17 protein-coding genes are annotated in these 17,573 nt (G+C 72.3%); 6 read left to right on the forward strand and 11 right to left on the reverse strand.

What is annotated here, in order from left to right:
- Positions 1 to 2: 2 nt before the first annotated feature.
- The gene (locus tag ACW62_RS11570) at positions 3 to 647 is read right to left on the reverse strand and encodes a TetR/AcrR family transcriptional regulator (RefSeq protein WP_053204254.1); all 645 of its coding nucleotides are present in this window, start codon (positions 645 to 647) and stop codon (positions 3 to 5) included.
- 48 nt (positions 648 to 695) lie between these two features.
- Between ACW62_RS11570 and ACW62_RS11575 the strand changes: the two genes are divergently transcribed.
- Complete coding sequence (locus tag ACW62_RS11575) at positions 696 to 2,042, forward strand: MFS transporter (RefSeq protein WP_053204255.1); 1,347 nt, start codon at positions 696 to 698, stop codon at positions 2,040 to 2,042.
- Positions 2,039 to 3,091, forward strand: a complete 1,053-nt coding sequence (locus ACW62_RS11580) for a lipocalin-like domain-containing protein (protein ID WP_053204256.1) — start codon at positions 2,039 to 2,041, stop codon at positions 3,089 to 3,091. Before ACW62_RS11575 ends, ACW62_RS11580 begins: the two co-directional genes overlap by 4 nt.
- Here ACW62_RS11580 and ACW62_RS11585 read toward each other — a convergent pair.
- Both ACW62_RS11585 and ACW62_RS11590 read right to left on the reverse strand, forming a co-directional pair.
- Positions 3,061 to 4,050 (reverse strand): M56 family metallopeptidase, encoded by a 990-nt coding sequence (locus ACW62_RS11585; RefSeq protein ID WP_053204257.1) that lies wholly within the window; start codon positions 4,048 to 4,050, stop codon positions 3,061 to 3,063. The two genes, ACW62_RS11580 and ACW62_RS11585, sit on opposite strands and share 31 nt — an antisense overlap.
- 4 nt (positions 4,051 to 4,054) lie before the next feature.
- Positions 4,055 to 4,435, reverse strand: coding sequence for a BlaI/MecI/CopY family transcriptional regulator (locus ACW62_RS11590; RefSeq protein WP_053204258.1), 381 nt, complete (start codon positions 4,433 to 4,435; stop codon positions 4,055 to 4,057).
- Positions 4,436 to 4,462: 27 nt separating this feature from the next.
- Between ACW62_RS11590 and ACW62_RS33970 the strand changes: the two genes are divergently transcribed.
- The 4 genes from ACW62_RS33970 (at position 4,463) to ACW62_RS11610 (ending at position 8,236) form a co-directional block, all read left to right on the forward strand.
- Positions 4,463 to 4,978: a hypothetical protein gene (locus ACW62_RS33970; RefSeq protein WP_053204259.1), complete on the forward strand. Its 516-nt coding sequence runs from the start codon at positions 4,463 to 4,465 to the stop codon at positions 4,976 to 4,978.
- 109 nt (positions 4,979 to 5,087) lie between these two features.
- Positions 5,088 to 6,185, forward strand: a complete 1,098-nt coding sequence (locus tag ACW62_RS34715; protein ID WP_053204260.1) for a PLP-dependent cysteine synthase family protein — start codon at positions 5,088 to 5,090, stop codon at positions 6,183 to 6,185.
- Positions 6,182 to 7,441: an MFS transporter gene (locus ACW62_RS34720; RefSeq protein ID WP_053204261.1), complete on the forward strand. Its 1,260-nt coding sequence runs from the start codon at positions 6,182 to 6,184 to the stop codon at positions 7,439 to 7,441. The genes ACW62_RS34715 and ACW62_RS34720 overlap by 4 nt, the downstream gene beginning before the upstream one ends.
- Before the next feature lie 72 nt (positions 7,442 to 7,513).
- Entirely contained in the window at positions 7,514 to 8,236 is a 723-nt protein-coding gene (locus ACW62_RS11610; RefSeq protein WP_053204262.1) for a class I SAM-dependent methyltransferase, read from the forward strand.
- Here the strand turns inward: ACW62_RS11610 and ACW62_RS11615 are convergent.
- From ACW62_RS11615 to ACW62_RS11650, 8 genes are read right to left on the reverse strand one after another with little or no spacing between them, the layout of a single operon-like run.
- Entirely contained in the window at positions 8,202 to 10,439 is a 2,238-nt protein-coding gene (locus tag ACW62_RS11615) for an alpha-N-acetylglucosaminidase (RefSeq protein WP_083459647.1), read from the reverse strand. The genes ACW62_RS11610 and ACW62_RS11615 overlap by 35 nt on opposite strands.
- Before the next feature lie 26 nt (positions 10,440 to 10,465).
- On the reverse strand, positions 10,466 to 11,326 hold the full coding sequence (locus ACW62_RS11620) for a carbohydrate ABC transporter permease (RefSeq protein WP_053204263.1): 861 nt from the start codon (positions 11,324 to 11,326) through the stop codon (positions 10,466 to 10,468).
- Positions 11,319 to 12,278: a carbohydrate ABC transporter permease gene (locus ACW62_RS11625; protein ID WP_083459648.1), complete on the reverse strand. Its 960-nt coding sequence runs from the start codon at positions 12,276 to 12,278 to the stop codon at positions 11,319 to 11,321. The genes ACW62_RS11620 and ACW62_RS11625 overlap by 8 nt, the downstream gene beginning before the upstream one ends.
- Positions 12,275 to 13,546: an ABC transporter substrate-binding protein gene (locus tag ACW62_RS11630; protein WP_053204264.1), complete on the reverse strand. Its 1,272-nt coding sequence runs from the start codon at positions 13,544 to 13,546 to the stop codon at positions 12,275 to 12,277. The genes ACW62_RS11625 and ACW62_RS11630 overlap by 4 nt, the downstream gene beginning before the upstream one ends.
- A gap of 46 nt (positions 13,547 to 13,592) precedes the next feature.
- Entirely contained in the window at positions 13,593 to 14,213 is a 621-nt protein-coding gene (locus ACW62_RS11635; protein ID WP_053204265.1) for a GNAT family N-acetyltransferase, read from the reverse strand.
- Entirely contained in the window at positions 14,210 to 15,184 is a 975-nt protein-coding gene (locus ACW62_RS11640; protein ID WP_053204266.1) for an NHL repeat-containing protein, read from the reverse strand. The genes ACW62_RS11635 and ACW62_RS11640 overlap by 4 nt, the downstream gene beginning before the upstream one ends.
- Positions 15,171 to 16,376, reverse strand: coding sequence for a cytochrome P450 (locus ACW62_RS11645; protein WP_083459650.1), 1,206 nt, complete (start codon positions 16,374 to 16,376; stop codon positions 15,171 to 15,173). The genes ACW62_RS11640 and ACW62_RS11645 overlap by 14 nt, the downstream gene beginning before the upstream one ends.
- Positions 16,373 to 17,566, reverse strand: a complete 1,194-nt coding sequence (locus ACW62_RS11650) for an NAD(P)/FAD-dependent oxidoreductase (protein ID WP_083459651.1) — start codon at positions 17,564 to 17,566, stop codon at positions 16,373 to 16,375. The genes ACW62_RS11645 and ACW62_RS11650 overlap by 4 nt, the downstream gene beginning before the upstream one ends.
- Positions 17,567 to 17,573 lie beyond the last annotated feature (7 nt).

The raw sequence follows: 17,573 nt of genomic DNA on the forward strand, positions 1-17,573 counted from the left end.
ATCTAGGGGCGCAGGCGGCCGGGGTCGAGGAGCTCGCGGGGGAGTACCTCTCGCCACCACTGCTCGATCCGGTCGGGCGTCCACTGGCGCTCGGTGACGAAGGTCGAGTAGGCGTCGATGTTGCAGATGGCGGCGTAGATGTCGATCGCGGTGGGCAGGTCCAGGCCGTCGCGCAGCGAGCCGGGCGGCCACGATTCGAAGACCTGCCGCCGGTTCCGATCCGCGGCCTTGCGGCCGTTGGTGTAGATGGCGGCGAGTTCGGGTTCGCTGCGGCCGGCGTCGCGGATCAGGACGATGATGTCGCCGGCGCGTTCGTAGAGGCGGCGGTCGAAGGAGGCCATGCTGGCGAGCTGGTCCGCGGGGTCGGCGGCGGGATGCTCGAGTTCCGCGAGCATCTGCGCGGGGTCGGCCGAGAGTCCGGCGGCGTCGGCGAGGGCGCGGGTCAGGCCGGTCTTGTTCTGGTAGGCGGCGTAGACCGTCGGCACGGAGACGCCGGCCTCGCGGGCGACGTCGCGGACGGTCGTGGCGGCCCAGCCCTGCGCGAGGAAGAGCCGGCGCGCCGCCCGGGCGATCTCCGCACGGGTCTCCATGGCCTGTGTCTCTCGCCGCAGCGAATCGTAGCGGCGCTTCTTGGGTTCGTCGGGCATCCCCACCCCCATTGGCTTTACGTGTTATCTAATGAATATAGTGCCTGTATGACCCGCGATCGGTCCGGTCCCGTGCTGGCCACGGTATGCGTGGCGTTCTTCATGACGATGCTCGACACCACCATCGTCAACATCGCGCTCCCCGACATCCAGCACCGGCTCGACGCCTCACTGTCGCAGGCGCTGTGGGTGGTCAACGGCTACACGCTGGTCTTCGCGGTGCTGCTGCTGACCTTCGGCCGGCTCGCCGACCGGTACAGCCCGCGGACGATGTTCCTCGCCGGCCTGGCGACGTTCACCGTCGCCTCCGCGCTGTGCGGCCTGGCGCAGGACCCCGCTCAGCTGATCGCGACCCGCGCGTTGCAGGGCGCCGGGGCCGCCATGCTGATGCCTCAGACGCTGACGCTCATCACGACGACGTTCCCGCCGGAGCGGCGCGGCTTCGCGTTCGGCGTGTGGAGCGGTGTCGCCGGGCTGGCGACCGTCGCGGGCCCGGCCGCCGGCGGGCTGCTGGTCGACGCACTCACGTGGCGCTCGATCTTCCTCGTCTACGTCCCGCTCGGGCTGATCGCGCTCGCGGCGGGGTACGCCCTCATTCCCGAACGGGCGTCGCGGCGGGACCGCGCGGCCGGCCTCGACCTCGTTGGCATGCTGCTGTCGACGGGCGGACTGTTCCTGACCGTGTTCGCCCTGCTCGAGGGGGAGTGGTACGCAGGCGGTCCGGGGCTCTTGCTGCTGGCCGGGTTCGTGCTGCACCAGCGCACGACGCAGGGCCGGGCGCCGCTGGTGCCGTTCGAGCTGTTCGGACGGCGGAACTTCGCCCTGATGAACGCGGTGCTGATGGCCGCCTTGTTCGCCACGGTCGCGCTGCTGCTCGTCTACACGCTCTACCTGCAGTCGGTGCGGGACCTGACGCCGACGGAGGCGGGGCTGATCCTCGCCCCGCCGGCCGTGGCCACGCTGCTCATCTCGCCGGTCATGGGCCGCCTCGCCGACAGGGTCGACCCGCGGCTCATCTTCCCGCCCGGCCTCGCGCTGTTCGCCGCGGGTTTCCTCGTGCTGCTCGCCGCGTCCGGCGACGACACCGACGTGCTGGCGCTGCTGCCGGGGATGATCATCTGCGGTGTCGGCGCCGGCATCGTGTTCGCGCCCGCGAACGCGCTCGCCATGCGCGACGTCCCGCCCGCGATGGCCGGCGCCGCCTCCGGCGTGATCAGCACCCTGCGCCAGGTCGGAACGCTGCTCGGCGCGGTCGTCGTCGGCGCCATCCTGCAGGCGGGCGGCTCCTACACCGACGCGATGCCGGCCGCGATCTGGACCGTCGTCGGCGTGCTCGTGCTCACCGCGATCGTCACGACCCGCACCCATCCGCCGTCCGGAAGGCAGACCCCATGACCACCAGCAGACGACGCGTCATCGCGCTCGGCCTGGCCGCCACCGCGGCCCCCGTCCTCGGCCCGCTGGACCTCGCACCGGCCGCCGCCTCGCCGGCTCGGCCCGCTGCGCAGACCTTCCCTCGCTACGTGCGCCTGCCGGACGACCAGGCCTCCGACCCGGACGTCGGCTACGAGTGGTGGTACGTCGTCGGCCACGTCCGGGCCGGGCGGCGCTGGTACGGCTACGAGGTCACGATCAACCGCTCCAGCGCCGGCCCGGAGGTGCACGCGGCGATCACCGACGAGACCGCCGGCACGCACCGCGGGCTGGTCGAACGCTACGAGCCCGGCGAGGCGACGTTCTCCACCGACGTCCTCGACGTCCGCACGCCCGCCGCCACCCTGGCCGGCCCCATGGACGACATGCGCCTCGCCGCGAGCCTGCCCGGCGCGCGGATCGAGCTGACGCTGCGCCATGCCGGTCCGGCGCTGTACCCCGGCGGCACCGGCCTCATCCCGTTCGCCGACGGTTTCAGCTACTACTACTCGCTACCGTCGCTGGCCACGCGCGGCACCCTCACCGTCGACGGCCACCCGCACCGGGTGCGCGGCACGTCCTGGCTCGACCGGCAATGGGGCACCTGGCACTGGGCGAGCATCCAACGTTGGACCTGGATGGCCGTCCACCTCGACAACGGCGACCGCCTGAACGTCTGGAACCTGATCCAGGACGGCGACGACCAGGCCTACGCCACCATCGTCGACCCCGACGGCCACCACACGGTCGCGTCGATCGTCCCGCTCGCCGACCACGCCCGCGACTTCTGGACCAGCCCGCTGACCGGCCAGACCTACCCCACCCGCTGGCGGGTCGAGATCCCCGGCCGCGACACCCGGCTCGACATCCGCTCGCTGGTCACCGAGCAGGAACTCGACGTGTACTACCCCGGCCAGCCGCGCGGTCTCTACGAGGCCGACTGCGCCGTGACCGGCAGCTACGCCGGTCGGCGCATGACCGGGCGCGCCTACGTCGAGCTCTACGGCGACTGGAAGACGCCGGGTTCCTGACCCGCCACCGCGGCGGACGGCAGGGGACAGGTGACGACGTGGACCGCGGCGCTGGCGGGCGCCGCGGCGAGCCAGGCCATCGTCATGAGCGGTCCGGCCACCGCGGCGGCGACGAGCAGGCCGCGCGCGGCGCCCAGTCGTTGACGTGGCACCAGCAGCCGCCGGACGCGTGCCCCGCTGCTGCTGCCGGCGCCGAGCGCGGGCGCGGACGGACGGCCGGCGGCCACCCGGAGGATGCCCTCGGCCAGCGTCAGCCGGTCGTGGGTGCGCAGGGCGGCGTCGTCTGCGGCCAGCTCGACCAGGAAGCACACCTGGTCGTGCGCGTGGGCGAAGGCCGGGACCCACGGGAAGGCCTGCTTCAGGACCAGCGCGGCCGCGATCAGGAGATCGTGCCTCGACCGCAGGTGGGCCCGCTCGTGCGCGACGACCGCCGCCAGCTGCGGGCGGCTGAGGCTCGCCAGCGCGGCGGTCGTGAGGACGATCTGGCGCCCGCGGCCGGGCAGGCAGTAGGCCTGGGGCACATCGTGGTCGATGACGGCGGCGCCGAGGGCCGGCTCGCGCCGGCCGATCAGCCGGAGCGCGACCGCGTGCCGCGCGCGTTCGGCGGCCCGCCACCGGGCGACCCGGAACGAGCACAGCGTCAGGCGGCCGGCCACACCGATCATGATCCCGGCGCCGGCCACCGCGGTCGCCGCACCGGCCGGGGTGGAGTACTGCGCCCGGATCTCGTCCACGCACAGGTGCACGAAGGTCGCGACGTCCGTGGTCAGCGGAACGCTGGGCAACGTCATCGTCAGGCCGCCGAAGAGCACCGAGGCGACCGCGACGCCGCTGAGGGTGAGCCACACGGCGATGCCGAGCCGGGGCGCGCGCTGGGGCCACCCGGCACGTCGCAGCAGTGGCCCGCCGGCCGCCGCCAGGAACGTCCCCTGGAACAGCAGGAGCAGCGTCGCCGTCATGGGGCTACGACCCCCGCTCCGTCGTGGCCGCGTCCAACGCCGCCCGCAGCGCCGCCACCTCGTCGTCGCCCATCGACTCGACCAGGCGGAGCAGGGCGCCGGTGCGGTCCGTCGTCGTGGTCAGCGCCTCCCCGAGCAGGGCGGCCGTGTAGTCGTCCCGAGACCGGCTCGGCGCGTAGCGATGCGCCTTGCCGTCCCGGGCCCGGCTGAGCCAGCCCTTGCGATACAGGATGTCGACGACCGTCTGGACGGTGGTGTAGGCCCGCTCCGGGTGCTGGGGCAGCCGATCCTTGACCTCGCGGATGGTGATCGGGGCCGCGGCGGACCAGACGACGTCCATGATCGCCGCCTCCAACTCGCCGAACGGCCGCACCCGTGCCTCCATCCGATCGCCTAAGGGACATCGTAGGTGATGCGCGCCGGCGCCGCGCTGGCGCGCCGCGACGAGTTCGGTCGTCCCTCCGTCCCGCCCGTGACACCTGTGTACGATCTTGTCATCGTGTCGAGTCATCAACCGCTGTGGAGCCGATCCAGGCTCCGCTTCCTGCTGGTCTCGGCCGGAATCGTCCTGACGTATCTCGCTCTGCACCTCGTGCCCTGTTCCGACGGGCATGCCGAGGCGTCAGCCGCTCCGGTCGCCGCGCACGAGGTGTCGGTGCAGTTCGATGAGCCGGGGCACCACCCGCCGTCGTCCGACGACTGCGACCACGCCGGTTCCGGGTCCGATCCGCATGACGAGACCTGCGTCGCGACGTCGCGCCCGCATGGCGGCTCCGACGCGATCTTCCTGGCGTTGCCGCTGGTCGCCGGTGGCTGGGGGCTCGGCCGGCGATCCGCGCCGGTCCGCCTCCTCGCGCGTGGCGCCCGCCGGGTCGTGCCGCGCCCCGGGCAAGACGTGCTCCGTTCCTGCTGCGTGTCGAGGCGCTGACAGGTCCTCGGGACGAGCGCTGCCGGCAGGCCGGCCGCGCCGCTCCCGCACGGGGCGATGCGCGCCGGTACCGCGGCGCATTCAGCTGCACGCACAGAACGGACACGTCATGCTTTCTCACGACCTCGTTCCCGCGGTCTCCAACTCCGCGGGTGCGCATCTGTCTCGCGCCGTCGGCAACACGCCGGTGGTGTGGATCGACGCACCGTTCACCACCGATGGCCGCGGCTTCTGGGCCAAGCTGGAAGGGCACAACCCGGGCGGCATGAAGGACCGTCCGGCGCTGCACATGGTCGCCCGCGCCAGAGAGCGGGGCGAGCTGGCGCCCGGCGGCATGATCGTCGAGTCGACCAGTGGCACGCTCGGCCTGGGCCTGGCGCTCGCCGGCATCGTCTACGGGCACCCGGTCACGCTGGTGAGCGACCCCGGCATGGAGCCGATCGTCGCCCGGCTGCTGCGGGCCTACGGCGCCCGGGTCGAGACGGTCGAACGGCCGGACCCGATCGGCGGCTGGCAGGAGGCGCGCCGCCAGCGGGTCCGCGACGTCATGGGGCGGCATCCGGGCGCGTTCTGCCCCGACCAGTACGGCAACCCCGACAACGTCGAGGCGTACGCGACGCTGGCGACCGAGCTGGCCGGCCAGCTGGGCCGCATCGACGTCCTGGTCTGCTCGGTCGGGACGGGAGGGCACTCGTCCGGCGTCGCCAGGGTCCTGCGGCAGTACTACCCCGGCCTGCGCCTGGTCGGCGTCGACTCCGTCGGCTCGACGATCTTCGGGCAGCCGGCCCGGTCCAGGGTGATGCGCGGCCTCGGCTCCAGCATCTACCCGGGCAACGTCGACTACCCGGCCTTCGACGAGGTGCACTGGGTCAGCGCCGCCGAGTCGGTGCACACCTGCCGCCGGCTGGCCGCGTCCCAGTACGCCTCCGGGGGCTGGAGCGTCGGTGCCGTGGCGCTCGTCGCCGGCTGGCTCGCCCGCACGCGCCCGGCCGACACCCGGATCGCGGCGATCTTCCCCGACGGCCCGCAGCGGTACTTCGACACCGTCTACAACGACGCCTACTGCGCCGAACGCGGCCTCCTGGAGGTGGCGCCGGCGGCCGAGCCGGACGTCGTGGCCCACCCGGGCGAGCGCGAGGTGTCCCGGTGGACGCGGTGCCCGGCCGTCGTGAACCCCGTCCTCGCCCGGGCGGAGGCCGGGCGGTGATCGCCACGGTGCGTCAGCTGCGGACGTTCGACCGCCCGATCCGGCTGCTCGCGATCAGCCAGTTCGCGATCAACATCGGGTTCTACATGCTCATGCCGTATCTCGCGGCGCACCTGTCGGTCACGGTCGGCCTCGCCGGCTGGCTGGTCGGCCTGATCCTGGGCGCGCGCAACTTCTCGCAGCAGGGCATGTTCCTCGTCGGCGGCACCCTGGCCGACCGGCTCGGCTACAAGCGGCTCATCGTGGCGGGCTGCGCCCTGCGGGCGGCCGGATTCGTGCTGCTGGGCCTCGCCACCTCGGTGCCGGCGCTGGTCGTCGCGGCGATGGCCACCGGCTTCGCCGGCGCGCTGTTCAATCCGGCCGTCCGGGCGTACGTCGCCAAGGACGCCGGCGGGCGCAGGGTGGAGGCGTTCGCCGTCTTCAACGTCTTCTACCAGGCGGGCATCCTGCTCGGCCCGCTGATCGGGCTGCTGCTGACGGCGGTCGCGTTCGAGCTCACCTGTCTGGTCGCGGCGCTCGTCTTCGCCGGGCTGACGGTCGCGCAGCTGCGGGCGCTGCCCGACCGGCGTCCGGACGGTCCGCGGTCCTCCGTTCTGGCCGGCTGGCGCGTGGTGTTCGCGAACCGGCGGTTCCTGGCCTTCTCGCTGGTGATGGTCGGTTCGTACGTGCTCTCCTTCCAGGTGTACCTGGCGCTGCCACTGGAGACGGGCCGGCTCGCGTCGTCGCCGGAGGTGGCCACGGTCGAGGTGGGGATCCTGTTCGCGGTCTCCGGCCTGATCGCCGTCGTCGGTCAGCTGCGGGTGACCGAGTGGTGCCGGCGGCGCTGGGGCGGCGGCCGCTGCATCGCGGCCGGTCTCCTGCTGATGGCGGCGGCGTTCCTCGTGCCGCTACCGGTGGTGCTGCGTGACCCGCCGTCGGAGGTGCTCGCGTTCCTCCCGCTCCTGGTCTCGGTGGGCGTGCTCACGATGGGTACGATGGTCGTGTTCCCCTTCGAGATGGACACCATCGTGTCGCTGGCGGGGGACCGGCTCGTGGCCACGCACTACGGGCTGTACAACACCATCTGCGGCGTCGGCATTGCGGCCGGCACGCTGGGGACCGGCGGACTGCTCGAACTCGCGCGGGCGCAGGGCGTGCCGTGGGTTCCATGGCTGCTCCTGGCGGCGATCGGGACGGCCTGCGCGCTGGGCGTTCACGTCCTCGCCCGGTCCGGCCGGCTGCGGCCTCGGCCGGTCACACTGGCCGGGACCACCTGATGACGCGCGCGACGTCCTCATCTACTATTCGCTTTAGTAGGTGAGGGCGGCGCGCCGCGGGACAGGGGGCACATGAGCATTCCGAGCACCTGGTACGAGGTGTGGCAGCGCAAGGGCGAGCGTTTCGTCGCGTCCGGTCGTGCTGTTCCCAGCCGGGTCGAGCTGGCCGCACTCTCCGGTTACGACTCGCGGACGTCGGCACTCGATCTCGACGAGTTCGACCGGCAGCGCGATCACATCGTCGTCTCGCTGGCGATCGCCGCCACCGACACCGTCTACGAGGTCGGGTGCGGCGCCGGCGCGCTGCTGCACGGCCTGGAGCCGCTCTGCGCGGGGGTCGGTGGCTCCGACTACGCGCCGGCGCTCATCGACGTGGCGCGCGGCGTCCTGGACTCCGACGACGTCGAGGTCCGCGAGGCGAGTGGGGTGAACCCGTTGCCGCGCTATGACGTCGTCGTCAGCAACGGCGTCTTCATCTACTTCCCGGACGCCGAGTACGCCCGGTTGGTCGTCGCCCTGATGGTGGCCAAGGCCCGGCGCGCTGTCGGTGTCTTCGACGTCAACGACCTGGCCAGACGTGAAGAGCACCAGGAAGCGCGCCGGGCGGCGTACGGTGCGGATGCGACGACGGGCGGGCTGCGGCAGCTCTACCTCGACCGGGCCTTCTTCACCTCCCTGGCCGCCGACCACGGTGTCAGCTGCGTCATCCGCGACTCGGTGATGACGGGATCGATCAACGGGCGCTACCGCTACAACGTGGTCATGTCCCGTCGGGACGGCTCGTCACGAACGTGAGCGCGGCCCTGGCCTGCTCGAGCGCGTCGGCCGCCGGGCGCTCGGGGGAGGAGTCCTCGGCCGTGACCCACGCTTCGGCGACGGCGTACCAGTCGATCGGGGTGGTGGGGGCGCCGGTGAGCACGTTGCGGAGCTGCTGGAACCAGAGCGCCCAGCGTTGCCGGTAGTAGCCGCCGACGAGCCCGGACCAGTCCCGGTTCCCGTACTCCGTGAGCATGGTCGACTCCCGGGCGCCCCATGAGGTGAGCAGCCGCTTCCCCCATTCGACCAGGTGCGCACGTTCCTGCGGCGTCGCGCCGAGTGCGCGCGCCCCGTCCAGCCAGGTCTCGAGCCGGAACGCCGGGTGCGCGTGCAGCGTCGCGTCCTGCAGGTCGATGAGCTCGAGGAAGGTGGCGGTCCCGGTGTCGAAGGCGCCGACGTCGCCGGCGTCGAAGGCCGCGCTGATCCGGGGGAGGACGAGCCGGGCGTGGTCCGCGAGCACCTGCCGCGCGACGTCGACGAGGTCGTGGTCGAGCGACGGCGAGCGCCCGGCCTCGGCGGCCGCGATCAGCCCGGCCAGCGCGGGACGCAGCGCGTCGGCCGGGTACGGGAGGACCCGCGGCCCCACCATGCCGGCCTGGTTCGCGCCGAGGCTCGGGACGGCCGCCACGACGGAGTCGGTGCCGGCGTAGACGACGAACGCGGCGAAGGCATCGGGGTCGTCCGCGTGCGGCGCCTCGAAGATCGCCGGCACCGTCGTGGCGTCGAGAGTGGCGATGTCGACGGGCTGGCCGATGCCCACGAGAGCGGTCTCCTTCGGCGTCGGCGCCGTCTCGTCGACCCGCCAAGGGCCGTAGGCGTGCGTGCGCAGCACCCGCCAGGCGGCGGTCGCCCCCTCCGTCGACTGCCCATAGCGTGCCTCGACCCACTCCTCGAACCACGCGTCGAGGTCGATCGGCTCCGTCGTCCAGGCGAGGTCGTGGAAGAGATCCCAGACGACGGGGTTGTTCGCGACGCCCTCCGCCATGTCGGTGATCCCGACGAGGTTGCCGACGGGCTCGGTGTCCCCGAAGAGGGTCGCCGGCGTCGCCGCGATGGCCTCGACGTCGCCGTAGAGGCTGGTGCGGCCGCCGTAGTTGGGCAGGATGCCGTACGCCCATGGTGTGCCGTCGTAGCCGTTCATCTTCTGCCAGTGCTCGCCCACCAGGTCGAGGACGAGCAGGCGGCTGGTGTCGAGCGCGTCGAGCAGTTCGGGTTGCGGATTTCCGCCCCAGCCCTGCACCACCCAGGTGTAGCCGGCGTCGGCCGTCCGCATCGCGTCCTCGACCGCCCGTGCCGCGGCCGCGAGCGTCGAATCGCCGATCTTGCCGCCTTCGTGCAGGAGGTCGACCGCCCACCAGCCGGACAGCCCGAAGAGGTCGCGCTGCGCGCCGTAGAAGGCCTCGGCGACCTTCGCGTACTCGGCTGTGTCGGTCCGCAGCCAGTCGGGCCGGCGCGGTCCCGCGAGGTCGATGAACCACAGTCCTTGCGGCACGATCTCCGAGCCGGGGTTCCGCTCGGCGAAGCCCGGCGGGACGGTGCCGCTGAAGCCGGGCAGGATCGGGGTGATCTCCAGCTCGGCCATGCGGGCGAAGACCTGGTGGGCGAGGTCCACCCGCCGCTCCACGATCCCCCGGGTGGTGCCGTCGCCGAAGTGCTCGACGTTGTTGAGCCACTGCCACGCCTGGTGCGACGGCGGCACGATCCACCGCAGCAGCTCGGACTCGGTGTACCCGAACTGCTGGAACGCGTGCAGCCAGACCGCCTCCTGGCCGAGGGTGATGTGCGCGGCGTTGATCCCGCTCGCGGCCAGCAGGTCGAGTTCCCGCTCCCACTCGTCCCAGCCGAAGAACGGCGTGGTGTAGCCGCCGACGGTGATGTTGTAGGCCACCCGCCGCTGGTAGGGCGACGTGGCGGCGACGGTCGCCGCGGCCGGCAGTTCCGCGGGCCCGCGGATGCCGGAACGCGACACACTGCCGGTGCGGGTGCGCCGCGCGAACTGGGCGTAGGCGGCCAGCGCGACGCCCGGGGTGGTGGCGTCGATGCGCAGGATGCCGTCCGCCGTGGTCGCCTCGAAGGCGTCGGCGGCGCCGGCCGGGCCGACGGTGACGTCGATGCGCTCGGCCGGCAGGCCGCTGAGGCGCCGGATCCCGGCGAGGGCGGCGGCGGCTCGGTTCGTGGTCATCTTTCTTTCCTCCAGTGGGGTCGGCGTCATTTCAGGCCGGAGACGGCGAGGCCGTCGATCACTCGTCGCTGCATGACCAGGAAGACGATCAGGATGGGGGCGCACGCGAGCAGTGCGGCCGCCATCAGGACGGGGTAGTCGGTAACGAACCGCCCTTGCAGCGTCGCGAGCCCGACGGACAGCGGCTGCGTGCCCGGTTCGGTCGCGACGACGAGCGGCCAGAGCAGGTCGTTCCACGACACGAGCACACCGACCACGGCCAGCGCGGAGAGGCCGGGCCGGGCCAGCGGGAGCATCACCTTCCGGAAGACCTGGAACGGGTTCGCGCCGTCGAGCCGCGCGGCCTCCTCCAGCTCGTCGGGCAGCCCGAGGAAGAACTGCCGCATGAGGAACGCGGAGAAGGCCGTGAAGATGCCCGGGGCCACGATCCCCGCCACGGTGTTCAGCCAGCCGAGCCCCTGGACGATCTGGTACTGCGAGATGAGGAAGACCTGCGGCGGGACCATCATGATGGCGAGCACGAGCCCGAACATGAGCCCGCGGCCCGGGAAGCGCATCCGGGCGAAGGCGTAGCCGGCGAGCGCTCCGAGCAGGAGATGCCCGAGCACCTTGATGACCGTGACGGTCACCGAGACGGTGAGCTGGGAGACGAACGGGAGCTGGGCGAAGACCTCGGAGTAGTTCTCGAAGTGCAACGACGACGGCCACAGCTTCGGCGGGATCGACGTCACCTCGGCGTTCGTCGAGAGCGAGGTGATGATCTGCCAGGCGAACGGGAAGAGCATCACCAGGCTGCCGATGACGAGGACGAGGTGGGCGAAGCCGTTCCGGCCGGTCCGGCGCTCGGCCGGCCGCCGGAGGGCGGGGGCGGAAGCGAGCTCAGGCATAGTGGACCCACCTCCGCTGCAGCCGGAACTGGATCGCCGTGACGATCGCGACGATCAGCAGGATGACGAACGCGATCGCGGCTCCGTACCCGCGGTTGTTCAGCACGAACGACTCGTCGTAGAAGAGGTAGACGAGCGACTTGGTGTCCGCGATGACCGGGTTGTTGCCGAGGATGGCGAACAGCAGGTCGAACAGCTGGAAGCCGCCGATCACGTTCATGACGACCACGAAGAAGATGGACGGGGTCAGCAGCGGCACGGTGATGCGGACGAACTGCGACCACCGGCTGGCGCCGTCGAGCGAGGCCGCCTCGTACAGCTCGGGCGGGATCGAGCGCAGGCCGGCCGAGAGGATGATGATGTTGAACCCCACCGCCATCCAGAGGCCCACGATGGCGACGGCGACGAGCGCGAATCCGGGCGTCGAGAGCCAGTAGGGCCCGTCGATGCCGAACAGCCCGAGGAAGGCGTTGATCACGCCGAAGTCGCCGTTGAACATGAGCCGCCACACCAGCGCGATGGCCACCGGCATGGCCAGGTACGGCAGGAAGAACATCGTCCGGTACACCATCGTCCCACGCAGCGTCGGGCGGTTCAGCAGCGTGGCGAGGCCGACGGCGATGGGCACGCCGAGCAGCACGACGAGGACGTAGACGACGGTGTTGAACAGGGCGCGCAGGAACTCATCGTCGCTGAGCAGCGAGCGCCAGTTCTCGCCGCCGACGAAGGTCACACCCCCGAACGGCCCCCAGTCGGTGAAGCTGAAGTACGCGGTCTGGACGATGGGAAAGAGGTAGAAGACCGCGATGCCGAGGAAGAACGGCCCGGCGAACAGCAGCGGCCACCAGCCCGAGTCGGATCGCCGGCGCCGGCTGCCGGGGTTCGGCGCACCGGCCCGGCCGGCCACGGTGCCCGTCGTGGCCGGCGGGCGGTCGTGCGTGGCGAGGCTCATTCGGACTCCACCGCCTGGTTGAGCATGTCGTCCAGCTGTCGTGCCGCCTCCTCGGCGGTGATCTCGCCCGCGAACGCCTGCCCGGTGATCACCGTCTCCTCCGCGACCCAGGCGTGGGAGTTCCTCGCGACGGGGTACGGGACGGAGTAGTCGATCGCGTCGACGAACGTCTGCAGGCCGAGGTCCGGGTGGCTCTGGACGAACGCGTCGCTCGTCCCCTCGTAGGCGGAGAGAATGACACCGCTCTCGGCCTGGAGCCGCTGGGCCTGCTCGCCGGCGAGGAAGGCCTGGAACGCCTGGGCGGCGGCCAGGTTCTTCGACCGGGCGCTGACGACGTTCGTCAGCGCGTGGGTGACGGTCGCCTTGCGCTCGGCCTGGGGCAGCGGGACGGCGACGAAGTCGGCGGCGTTCGGTGCGGCCGCGACCAGGGCGATGCTGGCGCCGCCGATGGAGGGGAACATCGCGGCCTTGCCGTTCAGGAACCACTGGTCGGCCAGCGTCTCGGACAGCTGCGGGATCGTCGGTGACGATCCGTCCGCGATGAGGTCGGCCCAGACCTGCAGACCGCGGCTGCTGCCCGGCTCGTCCCAGCCGCTCGTGCCGTCGTCGGCGACCACCGAGCCGCCATAGGCGAAGACGGAGCTCCAGTAGGTCGGCTGGCCGTACGGGTAGAACGCGGTGCCGTAGATGCCCCGGTCGCCCAGGGCGTCACGAATGGCCTGGGACGTGGCGCGGAAGTCGTCGTAGGTCCAGTCCGGCGACGGGAGGGGGACCCCGGCCTGCTCGAAGAGCGCCTTGTTGATCCACACGGCGTTCGTGTCGACGTCCTTGGGCACCGCGAACTGCACGCCGTCGAGCTGGAAGAACTCGGTGAGGTGGTCCGGGTACTTCGACGGGTCGATCGCGCCCGACTCGATCAGGTCGTCGATCGGCGCCAGCTGGTCGTTGCCCGCGTAGAGCTCGAAGTACGACATGTCCATCCAGAACACGTCGGGAAGGGTGTTCGACGACGCCTCCGTCTGGAGGGTGGTCCAGTACTGCGCGTACGGCCGGACGACCGGGGTGACCGTCACGTCCGGGTACTCCTCCCGGAACGCGTCGATGATCGCGTCGAGCGTCGGCTCCAGGTTCGGATCCCAATGCGCGTAGGTGATCTCGCCCGACACCTCGCCGGGATCCGAGGTGGTCGATCCGTCGCTGCCGGAGCAGGCGGCGAGCCCGAGCACGATGCCTGACGCGATGGCGATGCCTGCGACGAGCTTGTTCATGCTGCTCTCCTTTCGAACGCTCATTCAGGGGACGAAGGAACCGCGGCTACGGCGTTGTCGCGATGCCGAACAGGGGATGGTGCGGTGTGCTCGACGGAAGCTCGTGGAAGCCGAGCCGGTCGTAGAACGCGCGGGCGCCGACGTTGCTCGGGTCGATGCCGAGGTGGAGGGCGGGCACGCCGCGGGCCGCGAGTGCCGCCCGGTACAGGTCGACGAGGCGCCGGCCGAACCCCTGTCCCCGCAACGTGGGCAGCAGGTTGATGTGCAGCTGAGCGGGGTAGGCGTCGAGCTCGGCGATGCGCATCAACTCGGGCTGCCGTCCCACCTCGAGCAGCAGCGCCTCGCTGATCTGCGGCGCGTGGGCCGTCGGGGCGCCCGGGGCGGGATGCCTCGCCGCGATGACGGGCACCCACTCGCGCCGCCACCACTCGATGAACGCGGCGGTGTCCGCGACGCCGATGAGGTAGCCGATCGCGTGTTTGCCGTCGTCGACGACGAGGGCGAGGTCGGGGGCGTACTCCAGATGCGGCAGCGCGGCCACGTCGGGCAGGAGCGTGTCGTCGGAGTACCACCCGGTCGCATCGCCGCCGCTCGCCCCTGTGCGGAGGCAGACGCGGGCGACGTCGTCGCGGTCGGCCGGGCGGTAGGCGCGGATCTCGACGCTCATCGGGCCGCTCCCGTCTCGTTCGCCGGGTGCTGGCGCAGGTGCAGCTCTCGCCCGCCGATGACCCACTCGGTGAGGAAGATCGAGCCGTCCGGGCCGGTCGCGACGCCATGCGGGCTGTTCAGCACGCCGTCGTGCAGCGGCGGGCGCAGCATCGCGCCGTCGATCTCGTGGTTCGGCCAGCCCGGCCGCTTCTCGCCGTCCGGGAACGGCACGAGCACGTCGAGCACGCCACGGTCGAGGTCGACGCTGTGCAGCGCGCCGTCGAGGTCGGTGACGATGAGCCGCTCGCCCAGCGTCGCGAGGCCGCTCGGGGCACGCATGCTCGGGTGGGTGAACGCGCGGATGAAGTGCCCGTCGAGATCGAGGCGGACCAGGCGGCTGTTGCCGCGGTCGGCGACGACCAGTTCGGGCCCGGTCCGGCCGGCCCTGACGAGCGCGCCGTGCGGGCACCGGAACCGCGCTCCGCCGGCGCCCTGCACCGTCGTCGCCGCGCCGTCGCGGTACAGGTGCACCAGGCTCTCGCCGTAGCCGTCGGCCACCACGACCAGCGACTCGGTGTCGTCGACGGCGACGGAGGTCGGGTACCAGCCGTGCTCGGCGTAGCGCGGATGGTCCGGGCGGACGAGGTCGGTGAAGTCGCCCGAGGTGAGATCCAGCACGCCCGCACGTCCCTCGCGCACCTCCGGCTCGTACGCCGGTGGCCGCTGCTTCCAGCCGGGGTCGACCAGCCAGAGCCGCGGGCGGTCGGGGTCCGGGCCGAGCGTGATGTCGTGCACCTCGAGCAGCGGGACGGGGATCCGCTGCACGCGGACGGTCGGGAGGTGCCGCGCGATGATCGCCCCGCCCGCGGCGTCGGTCCAGTACACCGTCCCGCCGGCGTCGGCGGCGATGCCTGCGTGCGACCATTCGGCGCCGTCGCGCCCGCTCGGCGACAGCGTCGCCCACGTCAGACCGTCGTTACCACGCGACATGGACACTCCCCGGCGAGTAGGTCGGCAGCGGCCCGGCGAACGGCAGCGGCTCCAGTTGATCGGCGCGCACCAGCCGCAGTGACGGCAGCCGGTCCAGCAGTTGGGTGATCGCCTCGGCGATGACCACCCGGGCGAGCTGCTGGCCGATGCACCCGTGGATGCCGTGGCCGAACGCGATGTGCCCGTAGGCGTCGCGGGTGACGTCGAAGGTGTCCGGGTCGGCGAACCGGTCACCGTCGCGGTTCGCCGCCACCGTCGACACCCAGACCGCCTCGCCCGCGCGGAAGTCGATCCCCTGCAGGGTCAGGTCCTCGGCGACGGTGCGCGGATGCGCGGAGACGAACATCGCGTGGAACCGGACGAACTCCTCGACGGCGGGAGGAATCAGTGCGGGGTCGCTGCGCAGCGTCTCCCACTGGCCGGGATCGGTCAGCAGCGAGACCATGGTCGTCGGGATCATGAAGGCGATCGCGTCGCGTCCGGAGCCCATCAGCACCGACACGATCCCCAGGCTCTCCGCGTCGTTGAGCTCCGAGCGCAGGACGTCGCTGATGGTGTCCTCGCCGAGGTCGTCGCGCTTCAGCTCGAGCACCGCGCGGGCGAACTCGACCATCTCGGCCGGCCGCAGCTCCTCGGCGGCGAAGATGTCGGCGAACTCGCCGGACTTGTGCTCCGGGATGCCCAGCACGCGGCAGTGGGCGAACACCGAGACGGGGACGGCGAGGTCCCAGAAGAGGTCGGCGGTGCCCCCGGCGGCGACGAGCTCGTCGAGCCGGCGTTCGATGAACGCGCGGACGTCCGGCAGCTGGCCGCGCACCGAGCGGACCGAGAACCGGCCGACGACGGTCCGCCGGATCCTCGTGTGCTGCGGCGGATCGAGGCCGAGGACGTTGCCCGTCGTGAAGGCGGCCACCAGGTCGGCGTCGGGCACGTGACCGGAGAACACGTGGTGCCCGACCGGGTGGCGCTGGTCGGCCTGGCTGAACCGGGCGTCCTCCAGGACCTGCCGGGCGAGGTCGTATCCGGTGACGAACCAGCCGACGTTCCCGTCGTCGGCCGTCAGCCGGGTCGCGGGCGCCTCGGCCCGCCACGCCGCGAACCGGGGCGATGGGCGGAACGGCGTGCCGTCGGTGGGCATGACGGCCGCGTGATGAGGGCATCCCGTGCCCTCGATGTTCGGTGCGGTGCTCATGGGACAAGCTGCCTTTCTCCGAGATCTGCCGATGTGGAGGCGAACCGAGCGCGCACCTCGCGGAAGGCGCGGGGGAGGTTCCAGCCGACGACGCCGACCGGGACGCCGTCGCGAGTGGCGAGCGCGACGAAGCGGCCGTCCGCCGCGTCGCCCGCGACCACCGCGAGGCTGCTGGCGCCGTCGAACCGCCCGTAGGCCTGGATGCGCGTGCCGTGCAGCTCGGACCAGAAGAACGGCACGATGCCGGGCGCCCGGGCGACGCCGGTGGCGATCGTCGCGGCCACGGCGTGGGCCTGCTCGATCGCGTGCTGCTGGTGTTCGACCCGGGTCGAGGAGCCGCCCGACGCGTCCGCCCAGCGCGCGACGTCGCCGACGGCGTAGACGTCCGGCGCCGCCCGGCCGGCCGGGTCGCACTCGACGCCGTCGGAGCTGCGCAGCGGCGCGCCGGCCAGCCACTCGACGCGGGGGCGGCTGCCCACCGCCGTCACGACGAGGTCGGCGGCGACCTCGGACCCGTCCGACAACACCGCGCCGGTGACCCGGTCCGCTCCGCGCAGCTCGACGACGTCCCGGCCCAGTTCGAGGCGCACGCCGTTGGTCCGGTGCAGGTCCGCCAGCAGCGGGGCGAGCAGCGGCCCCACCTGGCCGAAGCACAGCTGCTCGCCCCGGCCGACGAGGGTCACCGTCAGCCCGCGCTTCGCCAGCCCGGCGGCGATCTCGCCGCCGAGGACGCCGCCGCCGACCACGAGCGCCCGGGCCGCGCCGTCGAGGCCGGCGCGGAGCGCGGTCGCGTCGTCGAGGGTGCGCAGGGTGTGCACGCCCGCGAGCGGTGGGAGCGGCCCGGCCACACGGGCGGCGACCCCGGTGGCGATCACGAGCGAGTCGTAGGCCAGTTCACCGGCCTCTGTCCGGACCCGGCGCCGGTCAGTGTCGAGACCGGTGGCGCGGACCCCCAGGAGGAGGTCGATGCCGAGGCCGGAGAACGTCTCCGCCGGGGCGATGGACGCGTCCTCCGGCGCCCACTGACCGGTCAGCACCTGCTTGGACAGCGGCGGGCGGTTGTAGGGGCGGTGCGGTTCCTCCCCGGCCACGGTGATCGTGCCGTCGTAGCCGGCGCGGCGCAACGCCTCCGCCGTCGAGATGCCGGCGATCGACGCGCCGACGATCACGGTCCTGGGCCGCCCGGTCATGCGCCGC

The organism is Jiangella muralis, from assembly GCF_001270745.1.
Classification (GTDB): domain Bacteria; phylum Actinomycetota; class Actinomycetes; order Jiangellales; family Jiangellaceae; genus Jiangella; species Jiangella muralis.

What these genes read in the sequence shown, in the direction of transcription:
- ACW62_RS11570 (WP_053204254.1), bottom strand. Translation starts at nt 647, where the DNA reads ATGCCCGACGAACCCAAGAAGCGCCGCTACGATTCGCTGCGGCGAGAG.
- ACW62_RS11575 (WP_053204255.1), top strand. Translation starts at nt 696, where the DNA reads ATGACCCGCGATCGGTCCGGTCCCGTGCTGGCCACGGTATGCGTGGCG.
- ACW62_RS11580 (WP_053204256.1), top strand. Translation starts at nt 2,039, where the DNA reads ATGACCACCAGCAGACGACGCGTCATCGCGCTCGGCCTGGCCGCCACC.
- ACW62_RS11585 (WP_053204257.1), bottom strand. Translation starts at nt 4,050, where the DNA reads ATGACGGCGACGCTGCTCCTGCTGTTCCAGGGGACGTTCCTGGCGGCG.
- ACW62_RS11590 (WP_053204258.1), bottom strand. Translation starts at nt 4,435, where the DNA reads ATGGAGGCACGGGTGCGGCCGTTCGGCGAGTTGGAGGCGGCGATCATG.
- ACW62_RS33970 (WP_053204259.1), top strand. Translation starts at nt 4,463, where the DNA reads ATGCGCGCCGGCGCCGCGCTGGCGCGCCGCGACGAGTTCGGTCGTCCC.
- ACW62_RS34715 (WP_053204260.1), top strand. Translation starts at nt 5,088, where the DNA reads ATGCTTTCTCACGACCTCGTTCCCGCGGTCTCCAACTCCGCGGGTGCG.
- ACW62_RS11610 (WP_053204262.1), top strand. Translation starts at nt 7,514, where the DNA reads ATGAGCATTCCGAGCACCTGGTACGAGGTGTGGCAGCGCAAGGGCGAG.
- ACW62_RS11615 (WP_083459647.1), bottom strand. Translation starts at nt 10,439, where the DNA reads ATGACCACGAACCGAGCCGCCGCCGCCCTCGCCGGGATCCGGCGCCTC.
- ACW62_RS11620 (WP_053204263.1), bottom strand. Translation starts at nt 11,326, where the DNA reads ATGCCTGAGCTCGCTTCCGCCCCCGCCCTCCGGCGGCCGGCCGAGCGC.
- ACW62_RS11625 (WP_083459648.1), bottom strand. Translation starts at nt 12,278, where the DNA reads ATGAGCCTCGCCACGCACGACCGCCCGCCGGCCACGACGGGCACCGTG.
- ACW62_RS11630 (WP_053204264.1), bottom strand. Translation starts at nt 13,546, where the DNA reads ATGAACAAGCTCGTCGCAGGCATCGCCATCGCGTCAGGCATCGTGCTC.
- ACW62_RS11635 (WP_053204265.1), bottom strand. Translation starts at nt 14,213, where the DNA reads ATGAGCGTCGAGATCCGCGCCTACCGCCCGGCCGACCGCGACGACGTC.
- ACW62_RS11640 (WP_053204266.1), bottom strand. Translation starts at nt 15,184, where the DNA reads ATGTCGCGTGGTAACGACGGTCTGACGTGGGCGACGCTGTCGCCGAGC.
- ACW62_RS11645 (WP_083459650.1), bottom strand. Translation starts at nt 16,376, where the DNA reads ATGAGCACCGCACCGAACATCGAGGGCACGGGATGCCCTCATCACGCG.
- ACW62_RS11650 (WP_083459651.1), bottom strand. Translation starts at nt 17,566, where the DNA reads ATGACCGGGCGGCCCAGGACCGTGATCGTCGGCGCGTCGATCGCCGGC.